17 protein-coding genes, 1 tRNA gene and 1 pseudogene are annotated in these 15,374 nt (G+C 68.6%); 6 read left to right on the plus strand and 13 right to left on the minus strand.

Annotated elements, in window-relative coordinates; translation table 11 throughout:
• Positions 1-263: pseudogene (locus D3261_RS18665) on the minus strand (3-hydroxy-3-methylglutaryl-CoA reductase); the annotation flags it as partial.
• A 181-nt stretch (positions 264-444) separates the two neighbouring features.
• On the opposite strand from D3261_RS18665, the gene D3261_RS18670 reads away from it, so the two are divergent.
• Positions 445-1,143, plus strand: coding sequence for a DUF4013 domain-containing protein (locus D3261_RS18670; protein ID WP_199694071.1), 699 nt, complete (start codon positions 445-447; stop codon positions 1,141-1,143).
• 59 nt (positions 1,144-1,202) lie between these two features.
• On the opposite strand, the gene D3261_RS18675 is transcribed toward D3261_RS18670, so the two are convergent.
• On the minus strand, positions 1,203-2,219 hold the full coding sequence (locus D3261_RS18675; RefSeq protein WP_120074999.1) for a hypothetical protein: 1,017 nt from the start codon (positions 2,217-2,219) through the stop codon (positions 1,203-1,205).
• Positions 2,220-2,354: 135 nt separating this feature from the next.
• Here D3261_RS18675 and D3261_RS18680 point away from each other — a divergent pair, with 135 nt between their 5' ends.
• Positions 2,355-3,884, plus strand: a complete 1,530-nt coding sequence (locus tag D3261_RS18680; protein ID WP_120075001.1) for an amidohydrolase — start codon at positions 2,355-2,357, stop codon at positions 3,882-3,884.
• A gap of 29 nt (positions 3,885-3,913) precedes the next feature.
• On the opposite strand, the gene gpmI is transcribed toward D3261_RS18680, so the two are convergent.
• Both gpmI and D3261_RS18690 read right to left on the minus strand, forming a co-directional pair.
• A complete protein-coding gene (gene gpmI / locus D3261_RS18685; protein ID WP_120075003.1) occupies positions 3,914-5,428 on the minus strand; it encodes a 2,3-bisphosphoglycerate-independent phosphoglycerate mutase in 1,515 nt (504 codons plus the stop codon).
• Between the two features lie 51 nt (positions 5,429-5,479).
• Positions 5,480-5,821: a hypothetical protein gene (locus D3261_RS18690; RefSeq protein WP_120075005.1), complete on the minus strand. Its 342-nt coding sequence runs from the start codon at positions 5,819-5,821 to the stop codon at positions 5,480-5,482.
• A gap of 91 nt (positions 5,822-5,912) precedes the next feature.
• Here D3261_RS18690 and D3261_RS18695 point away from each other — a divergent pair, with 91 nt between their 5' ends.
• On the plus strand, positions 5,913-6,335 hold the full coding sequence (locus tag D3261_RS18695; protein WP_120075007.1) for a universal stress protein: 423 nt from the start codon (positions 5,913-5,915) through the stop codon (positions 6,333-6,335).
• A gap of 373 nt (positions 6,336-6,708) precedes the next feature.
• Here D3261_RS18695 and D3261_RS18700 read toward each other — a convergent pair whose 3' ends face one another.
• From D3261_RS18700 to D3261_RS18720, 5 genes are all read right to left on the minus strand, one after another.
• A complete protein-coding gene (locus tag D3261_RS18700; RefSeq protein WP_120075009.1) occupies positions 6,709-6,966 on the minus strand; it encodes a glutathione S-transferase N-terminal domain-containing protein in 258 nt (85 codons plus the stop codon).
• A 65-nt stretch (positions 6,967-7,031) separates the two neighbouring features.
• Entirely contained in the window at positions 7,032-8,438 is a 1,407-nt protein-coding gene (locus tag D3261_RS18705; protein WP_120075011.1) for an aryl-sulfate sulfotransferase, read from the minus strand.
• A gap of 19 nt (positions 8,439-8,457) precedes the next feature.
• Positions 8,458-9,897 carry an NCS2 family permease gene (locus D3261_RS18710; RefSeq protein ID WP_120075013.1) on the minus strand — a complete coding sequence of 480 codons (1,440 nt, stop codon included), beginning with the start codon at positions 9,895-9,897 and terminating at the stop codon, positions 8,458-8,460.
• Between the two features lie 69 nt (positions 9,898-9,966).
• The gene (pyrE, locus tag D3261_RS18715) at positions 9,967-10,488 is read right to left on the minus strand and encodes an orotate phosphoribosyltransferase (RefSeq protein WP_120075014.1); all 522 of its coding nucleotides are present in this window, start codon (positions 10,486-10,488) and stop codon (positions 9,967-9,969) included.
• Positions 10,489-10,801: 313 nt separating this feature from the next.
• A tRNA-Arg gene (locus D3261_RS18720) sits at positions 10,802-10,905 on the minus strand.
• A gap of 81 nt (positions 10,906-10,986) precedes the next feature.
• Here D3261_RS18720 and D3261_RS18725 point away from each other — a divergent pair.
• A complete protein-coding gene (locus tag D3261_RS18725; protein WP_120075016.1) occupies positions 10,987-11,535 on the plus strand; it encodes an AAA family ATPase in 549 nt (182 codons plus the stop codon).
• On the plus strand, positions 11,532-11,939 hold the full coding sequence (locus D3261_RS18730) for an RNA-binding domain-containing protein (protein ID WP_120075018.1): 408 nt from the start codon (positions 11,532-11,534) through the stop codon (positions 11,937-11,939). Before D3261_RS18725 ends, D3261_RS18730 begins: the two co-directional genes overlap by 4 nt.
• A gap of 3 nt (positions 11,940-11,942) precedes the next feature.
• Here D3261_RS18730 and D3261_RS18735 read toward each other — a convergent pair whose 3' ends face one another.
• The 4 genes from D3261_RS18735 to D3261_RS18750 all read right to left on the minus strand — a co-directional run bounded on the left by D3261_RS18735 (position 11,943) and on the right by D3261_RS18750 (position 14,836).
• A complete protein-coding gene (locus D3261_RS18735; RefSeq protein ID WP_120075020.1) occupies positions 11,943-13,013 on the minus strand; it encodes a molybdopterin-dependent oxidoreductase in 1,071 nt (356 codons plus the stop codon).
• Between the two features lie 42 nt (positions 13,014-13,055).
• Positions 13,056-13,625, minus strand: a complete 570-nt coding sequence (locus tag D3261_RS18740; RefSeq protein ID WP_120075022.1) for a thermonuclease family protein — start codon at positions 13,623-13,625, stop codon at positions 13,056-13,058.
• A 68-nt stretch (positions 13,626-13,693) separates the two neighbouring features.
• Positions 13,694-14,251, minus strand: coding sequence for a magnesium transporter (locus D3261_RS18745; protein ID WP_120075024.1), 558 nt, complete (start codon positions 14,249-14,251; stop codon positions 13,694-13,696).
• Positions 14,252-14,836, minus strand: a complete 585-nt coding sequence (locus D3261_RS18750; RefSeq protein ID WP_120075026.1) for a magnesium transporter — start codon at positions 14,834-14,836, stop codon at positions 14,252-14,254. It lies immediately after the preceding gene.
• A gap of 126 nt (positions 14,837-14,962) precedes the next feature.
• On the opposite strand from D3261_RS18750, the gene D3261_RS18755 reads away from it, so the two are divergent.
• Positions 14,963-15,334: a hypothetical protein gene (locus D3261_RS18755; protein WP_233554038.1), complete on the plus strand. Its 372-nt coding sequence runs from the start codon at positions 14,963-14,965 to the stop codon at positions 15,332-15,334.
• The last annotated feature ends 40 nt before the right edge of the window (positions 15,335-15,374 follow it).

Here is a 15,374-nt window from a genome sequence, read left to right on the forward strand (position 1 = left end):
GCCTCGCGCTCGCCGCCCGCTACGGGGACCGGCCCGGCGACACCCATCGGTATCTCGACCGTCCCCACGAGGTTCTCGATGGTCGAGTCGGTATCGGCGGCTGCGAGATGGGATTCGCCCACCGAGTCGAGGCTGGTGTCGGTCTCGCTCGCGACCACGCGCCGCCGGGCGGCGGCCGCGGTGTCGGGGTCGGCGTGGGATTCGAGTTCGTGGAGGCGGAGGTCGCCCTCCCGAACACGCTCGGCGAGGTCGTCGGCGTTCATGCCCCAGCCTCGTCGCGGGCGGGCTAACCGTTTGGGTTCCACACGAGCGCGCGGTGGATCCCGGGAATCAACCGGGAGTCGGTGTTCATGTAATCCGAAGAAACAGTTATCTCCTCGGGGAACGTTCGTACGAATAAGAATAGTTGCGTCGCGCCCGCGAGCAGCATTCTTGGTGACCACGATGATCAGTGAATCGATTACCTACCTGCGGAACAGTGACGAGGTCGTCAAGACCGTCCTCATCGGCGGCTTGCTATCGATCTTGAGCTTCCTCCTCGTCCCGGCGTTCGTCGTCTCGGGCTACTTCGTTCGGGTCCTCCAGCGGACGATGAACGGCGACGACGAACCCCCGGTCTTCGCGGACTGGGAGGGCCTCCTCGTCGACGGCCTGAAGGCGTTCGCCATCGCCGTCGTCTACGGGCTCGTCCCCGCCATCGTCGGTTTCGTGCTCGTCGGTGGCGGCGTCATGGCGGCGTTCTCCGGCGACGCGGGGAGCGTCATCGGCGGAACCAGCATCTTCGCCGGGGTCCTCCTCTCGATGCTCCTCGGCCTCGCCGCGTGGTACGTCATCCCCGCCGCGACCGCGAACTTCGCCGAGACCGGCCGTCTGAGTGCCGGGTTCGACATCGGCGCGCTCCGGCCGGTCCTACTGAGCAGGACCTACGCGACCGGCTGGCTGCTGGCGCTCGGCGTCATCGTCCTCGGCGTCGTCGTCGCCGGCGTGCTCAACGTCGTCCCGTTCCTCGGGACGCTCGTGGGCGTCTTCGTGAGCTTCTACGCTGCCGTGGCGGCCTACTACATCATCGGCCACACCTGGGCGGACCTGCGGACCGTCGAACCACGTCCCGAGGGGACGGCCGACGAACGACCAGCGGCCTGAGTCGGGTCGATCCCCCCATCCCGTTTTCCCACCTCGCAACCGTCCGAAGGCATTCGATCCTACGCCGTCGTCTCGGTCTCGGTCCGAACCGCCGCCCGTCGGTCGGGGATCAAATCGAGCGCCTCGTCGGTGTCCCCGAGCACGAGGAGTGCGTAGAACCGGAAGTAGGTCTCGACGGGGACCTGGACGAGCAGGACCGCGACGACCGCCAGCACGAGATAGACGAGGCCGATGACCACGAGCGCGACCACCTCGACCGCCGAGAAGGTCCCGAACCCGCCGACGAGCAGGACGACCCCGGCGAGGATCCCGAACGGGATCGCGAGCGCGACGAGGACGAGGAGGTCGACGATCGCCACCGCGATGCCGGCGGCGATCGAGAGCACGAACTCGACGACGACGTAGACCGCGTACTGCACCCACCGGCCCCGGAGCGTCGGCCAGAACCGTCGCCAGCCCGCGAGCACGCCGCGCTCTTCGAGCAGCATCACCGGGACGACGAACATCGTCGTGAACCCGGAGACCAGGGCGGCGACTACGGCGACGAGGAGTACCACCGGCACGACCACCAGCGCTGCACCCACCGCGGCACCCGCACCCGGCCCGGAGCCACCGAGGAACGGGAGCAACGCGAGCCCGACGGGAACCGCGACCGCCGCGAGCGTGAGGAGCCCGAGCACGACCCGGAAGCCGAACAGCCGGAGGCCGGCCCCGAGATATCGTCGGCCGTACCGCCGGAGGTGGACGGCGTCGGAGCGGAGCGACTCGACGAAGACGAACTCCATGACCGACCCGACGAGGGTGAACAGCAGTGCGAGTACCACTACCAGAACGACGACGAGCGCCACCGCGGCGAGAGTCCACTCGGGGAGGTCGGCGGTCGGCACGTCGCCCGGAACTGCCTCGGGGACGCCTGTGGTGTCGGTCCCACCCGACTGGAAACTGAACGTCGACGTGCCACCGACGAAGAGGACGACCAGCGCGAGGCGGAGCCACCGGGACCGATCGAACGGCAGGAGATACGATCGGGTGACGGCGAACGCGTCACCCAGCGCGTCGACCGCGTAGTACGTCATATCCTACTGATAGGACGGCTGTCGTCATAAACAGAACGCCGGAGCTAACAGGTGTGTGCCGTGGATCCGACGGAATCCCCAGTGACCGACGAACCCAGCCGAAGCGCTTTCGCGCCCCTCGCCCCTCGCTCCGGTATGGCTGCCGACCTCCTCCTCACGAACGCCGAGATCCACACCCTCACCGACCCCGACGACGTCCACGAGGCGCTCGCGGTCCGCGACGGCCGGGTCGTCCGGCTGGGGTCGGCCTACGAGGTCGCGTTCCTCGAAGGCGTCGAGACGCGGACCGTCGACCTCGACGGCCGCGTGCTCCTACCGGGGTTCATCGACGCCCACACTCACCTGACCGAGGTCGGGACGCGGCTGGTGCACGCCGACCTCTCGGGGGCGGGGTCGGCGGCCGAGGCCGTCTCGCGCCTCGCCGACCGCGCCGACGAGACCGATACCGGGTGGATCCAGGGCTACGGCTACGACGAGTCCGAGTGGACCGACTCGCGCTATCTCGACCGGGACGACCTCGACGGCGTGCACACCGACCGGCCGGTGGTGGCCTTTCGCGAGGACATGCACACTGCGGGGGTCAACGGCGCGGCGCTCGACCGCCTCGGCGACCGACTCCCCGACGAGGACGTCCTGCGCGAGAACGGGCGGCCGACGGGTGTCGTCGTCGAGGAGGCGCTCGGACCGATTCGCGAGGCTATCGCGCCGGACGTGGACGCGACCCGCGACCGCCTCCGGGCGGCCATCGACCACGCCAACGCACGTGGCGTCACCGGGATCCACGACATGGTGCGGCACTCGCACGCGCCCCGCGTCTACCGCGACCTCAACCGGGAGGATGACCTCTCGCTCCGCGTGCGGATCAACTACTGGTTCGACCACCTCGACGCGCTCCGCGAGGTCGGCCTCGGGACCGACAACGGCGACGGGTTCGTCCGAACGGGCGCGATCAAGACCTTCACCGACGGGAGTTTCGGCGGCCGGACGGCGAAGCTCTCCGAGCCCTACGCCGACGGCGCGGACGAGGTGCGAGGCAAGTGGGTCGTTTCGCCCCCGGAACTTCACGACCTCGTCGAGCGCGCCGACGAGAGCGGTTTCCAACTCACGGCCCACGCCATCGGCGACGCCGCCATCGACGCGGTCCTCGACGCCTACGCGGCGACCGCGGCCGACGCCGCGCGCCACCGGATCGAACACGTCGAACTCCCGTCCGAGTCGGCCATCGAACGCCTCGCCGAGACGGGTGTGGTGGCCTCCGTCCAGCCGAACTTCCTGAAGTGGGCCGGGGAGGACGGGCTCTACGAGTCCCGGCTCGAGACCGACCGCCGCGAACGCTCGAACCCGTTTCGGACGCTCTTGGATGCGGGGATCCACCTCGCCTTCGGCAGCGACTCGATGCCGCTCGACCCGCTGTTGGGGGTCCACCACGCGGTGAACGCCCCGGTCGAATCACAGCGACTCACCGTCACCGAAGCCCTCCGGGCGTACACCCACGGCGCGGCCTACGCGGGCTTCGACGAGGACCGACTCGGCACCGTCGAACCCGGCAAGCAGGCCGACTTCGTCGTGCTCGACGGCTCACCGTGGGAAGAGTCGGAGAAAATCGCCAATATCGACGTCGCGATGACGGTCGTCGACGGGGCGATCGTCCACGACGCGCGCTGAACCGCCCGGATTCCGTTTCTCTCGGAGGGCTATTCGAGGAGCGACTCGCCGGTCATGACGTCGGGCACCTCGATCCCACAGCGTTCGAGCAGCGTGGGGGCGAGGTCGGAGAGTTCGCCACCCGCCCTCATTTCCTCCCCGCCGTCGGTGCCGTCCGGCGCGAGATAGACCACCGGGACCGGGTTGGTGGTGTGGGTCGTGTCGGGGTCGTCGGGGGTCCCCATGTCGTCGGCGTTGCCGTGGTCCGCCGTTATCAGGACGTGCCCGCCCGCTCCCTGGCAGGCCTCGACCAGTCTGGCCAGCTGGGTATCGACGGCCTCGACGGCGGCCACCGCCGCGTCGAAGTCGCCGGTGTGACCCACCATGTCGGCGTTGGCGTAGTTGCACACCATCACGTCGGGGTCGTCGGTCTCAATGGCCTCGATTGCGGTATCCGTCACCTCTACGGCGCTCATCTCGGGTCGCTGGTCGTAGGTCGGCACGTCGGGGCTGTCGATAATTCTCCGAAGTTCGCCGTCGAACTCGACTTCTCGCCCCCCGTTGAGGAAGTAGGTCACGTGGGGGTACTTCTCGGATTCGGCGATCCGGAGCTGGGTTTTTTCGTGGCCGGCGAGCGTCTCGCCGAGGGTGTCCTCGGGTTCGTGGGGCGCGAACGCGACGGGGAACGCGAACGTCTCGTCGTACTCGGTCATCGTGACGAGTTCGACCTCGGGGGGATGGGTCTCGACGGCCCAGTCCGGGCGGGTGTCCGTGAGCATTCGGACGAGCTGGCGCGCCCGGTCCGCTCTGAAGTTGAAGAAGACGACGCTGTCACCGTCGTCGAGCGCCGGTCCGTCCTCGACTAGCGTCGGCGCGATGAACTCGTCGGTCTCGCCACGTTCGTAGGCGTCCTCGACCGCCGTGACCGCCGATTCCGTGGTGTAATCGGCCGTCCGCTCGACGATCGCGTCGTAGGCGCGTTTCGTCCGCTCCCAGTTCTCGTCCCGGTCCATCGCGTAGTACCGTCCGGAGACCGTCGCCACGTCGCCGGTGCCGTGTTCCTCGACGGCGGCGTCGAGGTTCGCGAGGAACTGAGTGGCGCTCTCCGGGGCGGTGTCCCGGCCGTCCGTGAACGCGTGGGTCACCGCCTCGACGCCGGCTTCCGCGGCGGCCCCGACGAGCGCCTGGAGGTGGGCCTGGTCGGAGTGGACCCCGCCGTCGCTCACGAGCCCCATGAAGTGGACTCGACCGTCGTGGTCGAGCGCGTGCTCGAACGCGCTTCGGACCGCCTCGTTCTCGTCGAGCGAGCCCGACTCGACCGCCCGCGTGATCCGGGTGTAGCTCTGGTCGATCACCCGACCCGCGCCGATGGTGAGGTGGCCGACCTCGCTGTTGCCCATCTGCCCCTCGGGGAGACCGACCGCCCGCCCCGAGGTGTCGAGGGTGCCGCTGGCTCCCTGGTCGGTGAGCCGGTCCATCGCGGGCGTCTCGGCCGTCCGGACCGCGTCGAGTCGGTCGTGGTCGGCGAGCCCCCAGCCGTCGAGAATCACGAGCGCCGCCTGCATACCCTGAATTCGCCGGGCGCGCGTAACTACCCTTCGCACTCGGCGAGGACCCTACCGTGCCGCCGAATCCGCCTTCTGAACCTCGATCTCGACGTCGGACTCCGCCACGCCGACCCGAGCGAACTGCGTTCTGAGGTGTTCCTTTGCGCCTTCGACCGCCCGGTCGCGCGTCTCGAAGCCGTGGGCGACCGGCGATTCGAAGGCGACGTTGACGGTCTCGTCGCCGATGCGCTGGGGCTGCCCACCGGATTCGACTTCGTAGAACGAATCGCAGACCCAGATATAGGGCGCGCTCTCGTCGGGCGCGCCGCTGAACGACGGCGCGTCCTCGCCGCGCTCGTAGAGCGTGCCGGTCAGTGCCGTCCCGCCGGCGTGGCCGCGGACCAGGAGCATACTTACCCTACCCCGCGAGTCGTCAAAACATCGACGTTCGGCGTGGCGGTCGGCCAGAGGGTTTAATCCGTCTGACGCGCTATCATTGCGCATGGTCAAACGGGTGCTGGTTCCGATCGACGGTTCAGAGCAGGCCTGGGACGCGCTCGACCACGCGATGGCCGAGTACCCGAACGCCGACGTCACGCTGTTGTACGTCATCAACCCGGTCGGGGCCGGCTCGGGCGCGCAGGTCGGCGACGTGAGCTACGGCGAGGAGTGGTACGAGGCCTCGAAGGCCCGCGCCGACGGGCTGTTCGAGGCCGCGCGCGAGCGCCTCCCGGACGGCTCGTTCGCCACCGAGACCACCGTCGACCGCCCCGCCAACGGCATCGTCTCCTTCGCCGAGGACGAGGCCTTCGACGCCATCGTGATGGGGAGCCACGGCCGCGACGGCGTCTCGCGGATCCTCCTCGGGAGCGTCGCCGAGACCGTCGTCCGGCGCTCGCCCGTGCCCGTGACGGTGGTGCGATAAACACCCACCTTTTGCTGCGCTCGTTCGCTCGCGATGCTCGCTCACTCCCTGGCAAAATGTGGATCAAAAGCGCGTCGGGTTCCCTCTGGTCACCCTCGCGCCCGCTCGCTCGTTTCACTCGCTCGCGGTAGGATCACTACTCTCTCCGCAACCGCCAACCGCTCCAGCACCGCCGAAGCCCTCGCGCCCTCCGGGCGCTCGCCCTTCATCCACCAGGAGAGCGGTGCTCTCCTGCGCCTCGGCTCGCTCCCGCTCGCCGAGACACTAGGAGCCGCGCCAACCGCGCCGCAACCGCACGGCGGCCGCGCCGCACCGCGACCGCCACAGCCGTCGCTATCGAGGTTAGGGACAAAAAACGGTGGTCTGGACCGACTTACGCAGCGGCTTCGGCGTAGTTCTGTTCGAGGTACTCGACGATGTCGTCGGACTCCGCCATCCCCTCGACACCGTTGTCGGGGTCGACGAGCACCGGTACGCCGGTCTGACCGCTGACCTCCTCGACTTCGGTCCGCTCGTCGTGCGAACTCGGCACCATGTGCGATTCGTACTCTAGGTCGAGCTCCGCGAGCTTGTCCTTGACTTTCGCACAGTACGGGCAGCCTTCGAGTTCGTAGAGTTCGAGGTTGGACATTACACCTCATCGTAGGTCGTCCAGCCTCAAGAACACCACGGTGGTGCGAACCCCTCGCAAGCCACTCAGGAGAGTCGTCGTGCGAGTTCGCGCCGGATCCGCCCCCGCCGGTAGACGACTTCACCGACCGCCCAGCACAGCCCGAGGGCCACCCCGCCGAGCGCCGCCGCGAACCCCCAGCTCGACAGCCACACGGGCCGAACGAACGGCGTGACGTGGGCGTAACTCCGGGCCAACGACCCGACCTCGGTCTCGACCGGGGTTCCCTCCACCGCCCTCGAAACCCACGTCGGGAACGACGGGTTCGCGTCCGAGGCGTTCGTCCCGCCCGAGACGGCGTAGCGCCCCGAAGCCCCGAGGTCGGCGATGGTCGGGCCGTTCGACCCACCGACGGAGGCGTTCTCCGCCCCGGTCGTGTTCGCGGCGCTCAACCGCTCGGCGTCGTAAGGGGCCCACGGCGCGAAGTACTCCCAGACCACCTCACCTCGCGGCGTAACCTCGACCACCCGCTGGTTCAGGGTGTCAGTAACGAGGGTGTTGCCGTTCGGTAGGCGGTCGGCGTCGCGTGGCCAGTCGAAGCCCGTGAGCGCCCAGGTTCGTTCCCAGGTGCCGTTGCCCGCCGGGCCGCCGGTCCGTTCGTACTCGACCACCCGGTCGTTCTCGGAGTCGGCCACGAGGATCGTGGGCGTGCCGGTCTCGCTTTCGAGGGAGTCCGGGTTGTGCTGTTCGTCGAGCGTGGCGTGCGCGCCGTCCTGCCCGAGGCGCAGCTCGACCCGCTTCGTCGACCGATCGACCACGACCGCCTGGTCGAAGTTCCGAAGCGAGACCAGATACTTCCCCTCGCCGACCTCGTCGACGTCGTTGACGTGGGTCCAGTCCGCCGAGTAGCCACCGTCGGTCCCCCTCGGGAAGTGGTTGCGAACGACCCACTCCCAGACGACCCGGTTCTGAGTGCGGTTGTAGACGAAGACCCGGTCGTTCGGGGTACCGGAATCGTTCGTCGCGCGCATGTTCGCCACGAGGAGTTCGTCGTCCCCGATCAGGTCGACGTCGTGGGTGTCCTCGATGTCGAAGCGCTCGGTCCAGACCCGTTCTCGAGTACGAGGATCGTACTCGTAGACCACCGTCTCGCCGGGCTCCGTCGAGGTCACCAGCAGGTTGCCGTCCGAGAGGGGGTCGACGTCGTAGTACCACCGCGAGTCCGCGCCGCCGTCGTGAACCCACTGCGTGGTGGCGTTCGGGCCCGCGCTCACCAGCCGGGCGGGCTTCTTGCCGTTGCCGACCCCGCGGAAGTGAAAGCCCTGGACGCTCACGACGGTGCTCCCGTTCGCGGGCTGGCTGACGTTTCCGGGCCCGAGACCGGTCGGGTCGTCGGTCACCGCCGAGGTGACCGCCGCGAGCGCGAGCGCACACAGCGCCACGCCGAGGAGCCCCCTGAGAAACCAGCGCCGGGCGGGGAGCGAATCACGCATCTCGGTCGATCCCTCGGTCTCAGAGCTGTCCCGCGAGGACCCCGCTCGTGCGGACGAAGAAGTACAGCACGAACGCGACCGCGAGCACCCACTGGCCGGTCGAGACGTCGCGCGCCTGGCCGCGGGCGGCCTTCACGACCGGGTAGGAGATGATCCCGGCGGCGATACCGTAGGCGATCGAGTAGGTGAACGGCATCACGAGGATCGTCAGGCCCGCGGGGACGGCGTGGGTCAGGTCGTTCCAGTCGACCTCGGCGACGTTCCGGAGCATCAGGACCGCGACCATCACGAGCGCGATGTGGGAGGCGTACTGTGGGATCGCCGACGCCAGCGGGACGAACAGCAGCGAGACGAGGAAGAGTACTCCTACCACGACCGCGGTCAGCCCCGTCCGGCCGCCCGCTTCGACCCCCGTCGAGCTCTCGACGTAGGTCGTCACGGTCGACGTCCCCAGGATGCCGCCGACCGTCGTCCCGACCGCGTCGGCCATCAGCGGTTTGTCGATGTCGGGGAAGTTGCCGTCGTCGTCGAGGAAGCCCGCGACCTGGCCCACCCCGGTGAGGGTCCCCGCGGTGTCGAAGAAGTCCACGAAGAAGAAGGTGAAGACGATGAGCGCGAACGAGACCGCATCGACGTTCTGGAACCCCTGGACGAACGCGCCGACCAGGGGCGTGATGTCGTAGCCCGCCGCGGAGTACTGGAGCCCCGACGGGGAGACCAGCGAAGCCGAGAGCAGGGTGGTTCCCTCGGGGGCTTGGTCGGCCGGGAACGCGCTGAAACCGAGCAGCGAGGCGACGTAGCCCGCGAGCGCGGTCGTGATGATCCCGATGATGATCGCCCCCTTGATCCCGCGGACGTAGAGCACGAGGGTGAAGAAGAGGCCGAGCACCGCGAGCACCGCCACCGGGTCGGAGGCGAAGACGGGGTTGAACTGGAGGAAGGTCGAGGCGTCGCCCGCGACGACCCGCATCGCCTCCAGCCCGATGATCGCGAGGAAGAGCCCGATCCCCGTGCCGACCGCGAACTTCACGGGTTCGGGGATCAGTTTGATGACGAACTCGCGCGCGCCGACGGCCGTGAGGACGAGGAAGAGCAGCCCTTCGACCACGACGGCGGCGAGGGCGCTCTGCCAGGGTACACCGAGACCGAGGACCACGGTGAACGCGAAGAAGGCGTTGAGACCGAGCCCGGGGGCCTGGCCAAACGGCCGATTGGCGTAGAGCCCCATCACGAGCGTGGCGACCGCGGCGGAGACCAGCGTCACCACCGCGATCATCTGGATGGTTTGCGCGTCGGTCCGACCCGGAACCGAGATCGCCGCCCCGAGGATCGAGGGGTTGACCACCACGATGTAGGACATCGTGAGGAAGGTCGTCAGCCCCGCGAGGAGTTCCGTTCTGAGGTCGGTGTCGTGTTCGTCGAAGCCGAAATAGCCCGCGATGGTGTCCCTGGCACCCATTGATACTCACCCGGAGAGGAGCGCAGTGTTAAACATTTTCATGCGGAGGGAACGAGAGCGAACGAATTCCTACGCGTTCGCGAGGAGGTCCTCGGCCGTGACGAGCGCGTCGAGCTCGACGTCGTGCTCGGCGAGGCGTTCGCGCGCGCCTTCCTCGCGGTCGACGACGACCAGCACGCGGTCGACCACCGCTCCCGCCTCCCGGAGCGCCTCGACGGCATCCAGCGCGCTCTGGCCCGTGGTCGCGATGTCCTCGAGAACGGTCACCGACTCGCCCTCCGCGAGCTCGCCCTCGATCTGGTTCCCGGTGCCGTACTCCTTCTTCGACTTCCTGACGACGACGTAGGGCGACCCGGTCTCGACGCTCGTGACCGCCACCAGCGGGACCGCGCCGAGCGCGACCCCGGCGAGCTTCCCGCCGTCGAGCTTCGCCGCGAACGACCGGGCGATCCGCGAGAGGCAGTCGGGGTCGGTCTCGAAGCGGTACTTGTCGACGTAGTACTCGCTGGTGCCGCCGTGGGAGAGCTCGAACTCCCCGTACTGGACGGCGTCGGCGCTCCGGAGCGCCTCGATGAGGTCGGTGTCGGCCATGTCGGCGAGTCGAACGGCCCGGGGATAAACGCCGCGGGCGCGGTCCGTGGGGGCGGTGCGGCCGCCGTGCGGTGGCAGTGCGGATGCGGTGGTGGTGCAGCCCCTGGTGGATGAAGGGCGAGCGCGACCAGCGGGAGCGCGAGGGCTTCGGCGGTGCGGTGCTGGAGCGGTTTGCGGCGGTTCAGTATCGGAAGGAAACGGGCACGACGGGATTCGAACCACGGTCGTTCCGTTCGCTGTGCTCACTTCACTCCCTGATACGAATCCCGTCTCCGTCGTTCACCATGCCTCGCTGTCGCTCGGCGATGGTTCACGGGCACGACGGGATTCGAACCCGCGACCGTCGGATAACTCCCCGTGGCGCTGTCGCGACACGGATAGAAGTCCGACGCTCTATCCGGACTGAGCTACGTGCCCTGGGTTCGGGTTCGGCGGAACGGATAAAAGCGGTTGGGTCGAGTGCGGAGGGCTTAACCCGGATTCCGGCCAATCCCGCCCATGCAGGTCATCGGCGTCGTCGGCCTTCCGGGCAGCGGCAAGAGCGAGGCCGCGACCGTCGCACGCGAACGGGGGGTTCCGGTGGTAACGATGGGCGACGTCATCCGGCAGGCGTGTCGCGAGCGCGGGCTCGACCCCGCGGACCACCACGGCGCGGTCGCGAAGGCACTCCGCGAGGAGGGTGGACCGGGGGCCATCGCCGAGCGCTCGCTGCCGACCATCGAGGCCGCGCTCGACGACGCGGAGACCGTCCTCGTCGAGGGGATCCGCTCCGATACCGAGGTGGAACGCTTCGAGTCGGCCTTCGGGGAGTCGTTCACGCTGGTCGCCATCGACGCCCCGTTCGACACGCGGGCCGAGCGGATCACCGCTCGCGGGCGCGATACGCCCGCCGAGGAGGGCGGCGAGAGTCTCGCGGCCCGCGACGAGCGCGAGCGCGGGTTCGGGATGGACGCCGCCATCGAGCGCGCCGACGTCGTGATCGAGAATACGGATACCCTCGCGGCGTTCCACGAGGAGATCCGTGGGCTCCTGACGGAGGAACCATGATCTACCGGGTCGACGTCGAGGTCACCGCGCCGGTCCACGACACCGAGGTCACCGACCGGGTCGTCGACGCAGTCGAACGCCTCGTGCCGGAGGCCGACATCGAGCGCGCGCCCGGCGAGGTCCGGGCCGAAGCCCACAGTCTGGACCGGTTCTCCGAACTCCTCCACGAACAGGAGATCCTCGACAGCGCCCGCAACGAGTTCGCCGCCGGTACCCAGGGCGAGGTCGTCGAGTTCGAGTTGAAGAAACAGCCCGCCTTCGTCGGGGTCGTCAACTTCGCGGTCGGCGACCCCGACGAACTCGGCGGGATCCGCTTCGAGGTGCACGTTCACGAGCCCTCGGTCGCCGCGTACATCGACCACGTCGCGCCGCCGACCGAGGACGGAACGCCGCTCGAATCATAGCCGTTACTCGCTCTCGTCGAAGCCGCTCACGAATATCGCGAGCCACTCGCCGAGGTCGCGCTGACGGGTGATTTCGACTTCTTCGACCCACTTCACCCACTGGAAGCCGCGGCGACCGGGGGCCACCAGCCGGAGCGGGTAGCCGTGGCCGTGGTCGAGGCGCTCGTCGTCGACGTGGGTCGCGAGCAGCGCCTCGCGGGCCTCCGCAACCGGGAGACTCCAGCGATAGCCGGTGACGGACCGGAAGGAAACCCATTCGACCCCCTCATCGGGTTCGACGGCATCGAGGAGGTCCCCCACCCGAACCCCGCGCCAGTCGTGGGTCGAGTACCAGCCGCTGGTGCAGTCCAGGGTCGCCCGGTCGTCGTTCTCGGGGTCGAGGTCGGGATAGGTGAGTTCGAGTTCTCGCTGGGTTTCACCCCCGATGCGGAGGGACCAGGTTTCGGGATCGACGGGTTCCGGGTCGTCGGCGACCCAACTCGTGACCGGGAAGACGTTGCCGGCGTCGGAGCCCTCCTCCGTCGAACCGGTGAAGCGGTGGTCCTCGCCACCGGTTTCTAGCACGCGGTTCGCCGTCCGTTGGAGTCGCCACGTCAGCGCGCCGAACCCCACCACGGCGAGCGACGAGAGTGCGGTCCGTCGCCCCTCGAAGTCGCGGGTGCTCGGGAGCTGGAAGCGGCTTCGGAGGTGGACGAGCAGGACGGGCACCACGAGCGCGCCGAGGACCATGTGGACGAACAGCAGCGGCCACGGGCCGAGGCGGGGGGTCACGCCGAACGACCAGACCGCGCCGGTGGCGAGCGCCGCCACGGCGAGGAGGGCCAGGAGGACCGAAATCGGCGTGTGGCGGTCCCACGCCCGTCGCACCGTGACCCGTGGCCGAACCCGCCGGAGCTTCCAGAACAGGAGCAGGACGAGCGCCAGCCCGCCCGCGCCGTGGAGGGCGAACACGACGGCATCGCCCGGACGACCCGATATCAGGGTCAGGAGACCGGTTGCGGCGACGAACCCCACGGTGACGAGGATCGACCAGTCGACCAGCCGTGGTGGGAGTTCGAACCGCGAGCGCGCCATCGTTTCCGGTAGGGCTTCCGACGGGTTAACCCCCGCGACGACTCACGCGGCTCCGTACCCCCAGAGACCGGTTCCGTTGCGCTGGGCACGCGTTTCGGCCCGTTCGAACGCGTCGGTGCGCGTCAACGGCGCGTCGTAGAACCGGGCGTAACCCCGGACGAGGAGCTGTCGGTTGAACGGCTGCCCGTCGACGCGGACGTAGACCAACAATCGGCCGTAGCTCCCGCGGGTGTCGGCGGCCGGATCGAGCGCGACCGTGACCTGCCGACCGTCGAGTTCGTCGGCGGCGAACGCGCTCGCGTTCTCGCCCCAGCCGTGGAGCCAGTCCGCGCCGGCTTCAGTGTCGGGGACCCCCTCGAACTCGTCGGGCGTGTTCTCGCCGTAGACCTCGGGTGTATCGACCCCGAGGAGCCGAACGGTGTCGGCCGTGCCGTTCGCGAAACGCACGTCCATCGTGTCGCCGTCGACCACGTCGGTGACCGTGACGGTCCACGAGGTCCCATCGGTCGAGCCCGACGTCGACCCGCCGGATCCGGGGTTCGTCGGGCCCGTGAGTCCGCTACAGCCGGCGAGCACGACGAGGAGACAGACCAGCGGCACGGTCGCTTTCACGGCTCACCCACTCCCGAGGACGTGCTGAAACCGATGGAACCGGCAGGGAACGCCGCGGCATCGGTCGCTCAGACCACGACCTGGACGACCGCGAACAGCACCAAGACACCCAGAACGTCGGAGACGTTCGTCACGACCGGGATCACGACGTCGTCGGGGTCGAGGCTGAATCGGTAGGCGAGGTAGGTCGCGACCACGGTGACGAACACCGCGAGTACCGCGAGCACGGCCCCGCTCGTGGTCGCGACCACGAGAACCGTGACCAACGAGAGCGCGGTGCCCGAGAGGAGTTCGGAGAGGAGCCACGCGCCGGCACCCACGGCCGGAAACATGGTGAGCGAGAGCCCGACGGTGGCGAGCGCGTTGCCCGCGAGGGTCTCGTCCGTCGGTGAGAAGGAGAGCCGCCCGAGGTGGAAGGCCGTCGAGAGCCGCGCGGCGAGCACGCTCCCGAGGTTGCCCGCGGTGCCGATGGTGACCGGTACGAGCACGAGCAGCGAGGGATACCGGAGGAGGGTGGCCTGAAACGAGTCGAGAACCAGCCCGCTGCCGAGTTCGACCAGCGCGAGCACCACGAGCACCGGCACCGTGGCGCGGGTGATCGCCCGAACGGTCCACTCGGTCGGCACTCAGCCCCCACCCCCGCCGAGCGCGAGCACGATCCGGGCCGCGAGCAGGAGGAAGACGAGACCGAAGACGTCGCCCGTCGTCGTCACCACCGGCCCGACGATGGTGTCGGGGTTGTAGCCACGCCGATAGCCCGCGAACACCACGACGACCACCGCCGTCGTCAGTACCGCGCCCGAGAGGAGCCCCGCGATGACGGCGACGCCGACCAAGGTGGTGACGGGGGCCGAGGGTCGACCGAGGACCCCGAGGATGACGTAGGCCGCGACGGCAGCGAAACTGCTCACCATCAGCCCGTTCGTTATCGCGGCCACGATGGCCGCGACGAGGCGGTCGTCGCCGGCCCCGACCCGGGGTTCTATCAACCCCTGATGGAGCGCGGTGGCGAGCCGCGCCCCGAACGAGCCGTAGACGTTTCCCCGGGTGGCGAGCAGCGCCGGCACGAGCACCAAGAGCCCGTCGATCATCCGGAGTTCGGTCCGCATCCCGCCGAGGACGACGCCCGCGACGAGGCCACCGACCAGGCTCGCCGACAGCGCCGGCAGCGCCTCGCGGTAGGCCTCGCGCGCGACCTCGACGATACTCATCACCCGAGAGAACCGCCGCCAGCGGTAAAAACTCGTTCCGTTGGGCGACGGGGCTATGGGAAAATAGCAATTGTTCTCGGGTCGCACCCAGAACGTTTTACTCAGATTAGATCTATTCTGGACGAAATGGTATCGTCCCAGATGCAGGCCGTGTCGTGCTTGATCTCCGTCGTCATCGGTGGGGCGATACTGCTCTTCGACTCACTCTCCGGTCTCACGGTCTCTTCCGGCGAGTATTCGGTTTCGCTTGGACCATACGGCTTCCTGTTTCTCGTGCTTGGTGTAGCCTTGCTTGCTGGGGACGCCACTGGACGCACACGAATACTTGGTTCGGCAGGCTGGATCACTGGTCTCTGCCTCATCGTCGTCGTCGATGGATTGGTAACACTCGGTCCGTACATCTACGATGCTGGGATCGTGGTGCTGGTCGTGACTGGTGCCGTGCTATTTTCGGTAGAATTCGATTTCGGTCAAGAACGGACTGTGGACGGATCGTAGCGTCTCAGCCGAACGGGCCGCCACCGCCGCCCATGCCACC

The sequence above is a fragment of the Halococcus sp. IIIV-5B genome, from assembly GCF_003602035.1.
Lineage (GTDB): Archaea > Halobacteriota > Halobacteria > Halobacteriales > Halococcaceae > Halococcus > Halococcus salsus.

What these genes read in the sequence shown, in the direction of transcription:
- D3261_RS18670 (WP_199694071.1), top strand. Translation starts at nt 445, where the DNA reads ATGATCAGTGAATCGATTACCTACCTGCGGAACAGTGACGAGGTCGTC.
- D3261_RS18675 (WP_120074999.1), bottom strand. Translation starts at nt 2,219, where the DNA reads ATGACGTACTACGCGGTCGACGCGCTGGGTGACGCGTTCGCCGTCACC.
- D3261_RS18680 (WP_120075001.1), top strand. Translation starts at nt 2,355, where the DNA reads ATGGCTGCCGACCTCCTCCTCACGAACGCCGAGATCCACACCCTCACC.
- gpmI (WP_120075003.1), bottom strand. Translation starts at nt 5,428, where the DNA reads ATGCAGGCGGCGCTCGTGATTCTCGACGGCTGGGGGCTCGCCGACCAC.
- D3261_RS18690 (WP_120075005.1), bottom strand. Translation starts at nt 5,821, where the DNA reads ATGCTCCTGGTCCGCGGCCACGCCGGCGGGACGGCACTGACCGGCACG.
- D3261_RS18695 (WP_120075007.1), top strand. Translation starts at nt 5,913, where the DNA reads ATGGTCAAACGGGTGCTGGTTCCGATCGACGGTTCAGAGCAGGCCTGG.
- D3261_RS18700 (WP_120075009.1), bottom strand. Translation starts at nt 6,966, where the DNA reads ATGTCCAACCTCGAACTCTACGAACTCGAAGGCTGCCCGTACTGTGCG.
- D3261_RS18705 (WP_120075011.1), bottom strand. Translation starts at nt 8,438, where the DNA reads ATGCGTGATTCGCTCCCCGCCCGGCGCTGGTTTCTCAGGGGGCTCCTC.
- D3261_RS18710 (WP_120075013.1), bottom strand. Translation starts at nt 9,897, where the DNA reads ATGGGTGCCAGGGACACCATCGCGGGCTATTTCGGCTTCGACGAACAC.
- pyrE (WP_120075014.1), bottom strand. Translation starts at nt 10,488, where the DNA reads ATGGCCGACACCGACCTCATCGAGGCGCTCCGGAGCGCCGACGCCGTC.
- D3261_RS18725 (WP_120075016.1), top strand. Translation starts at nt 10,987, where the DNA reads ATGCAGGTCATCGGCGTCGTCGGCCTTCCGGGCAGCGGCAAGAGCGAG.
- D3261_RS18730 (WP_120075018.1), top strand. Translation starts at nt 11,532, where the DNA reads ATGATCTACCGGGTCGACGTCGAGGTCACCGCGCCGGTCCACGACACC.
- D3261_RS18735 (WP_120075020.1), bottom strand. Translation starts at nt 13,013, where the DNA reads ATGGCGCGCTCGCGGTTCGAACTCCCACCACGGCTGGTCGACTGGTCG.
- D3261_RS18750 (WP_120075026.1), bottom strand. Translation starts at nt 14,836, where the DNA reads ATGAGTATCGTCGAGGTCGCGCGCGAGGCCTACCGCGAGGCGCTGCCG.
- D3261_RS18755 (WP_233554038.1), top strand. Translation starts at nt 14,963, where the DNA reads ATGGTATCGTCCCAGATGCAGGCCGTGTCGTGCTTGATCTCCGTCGTC.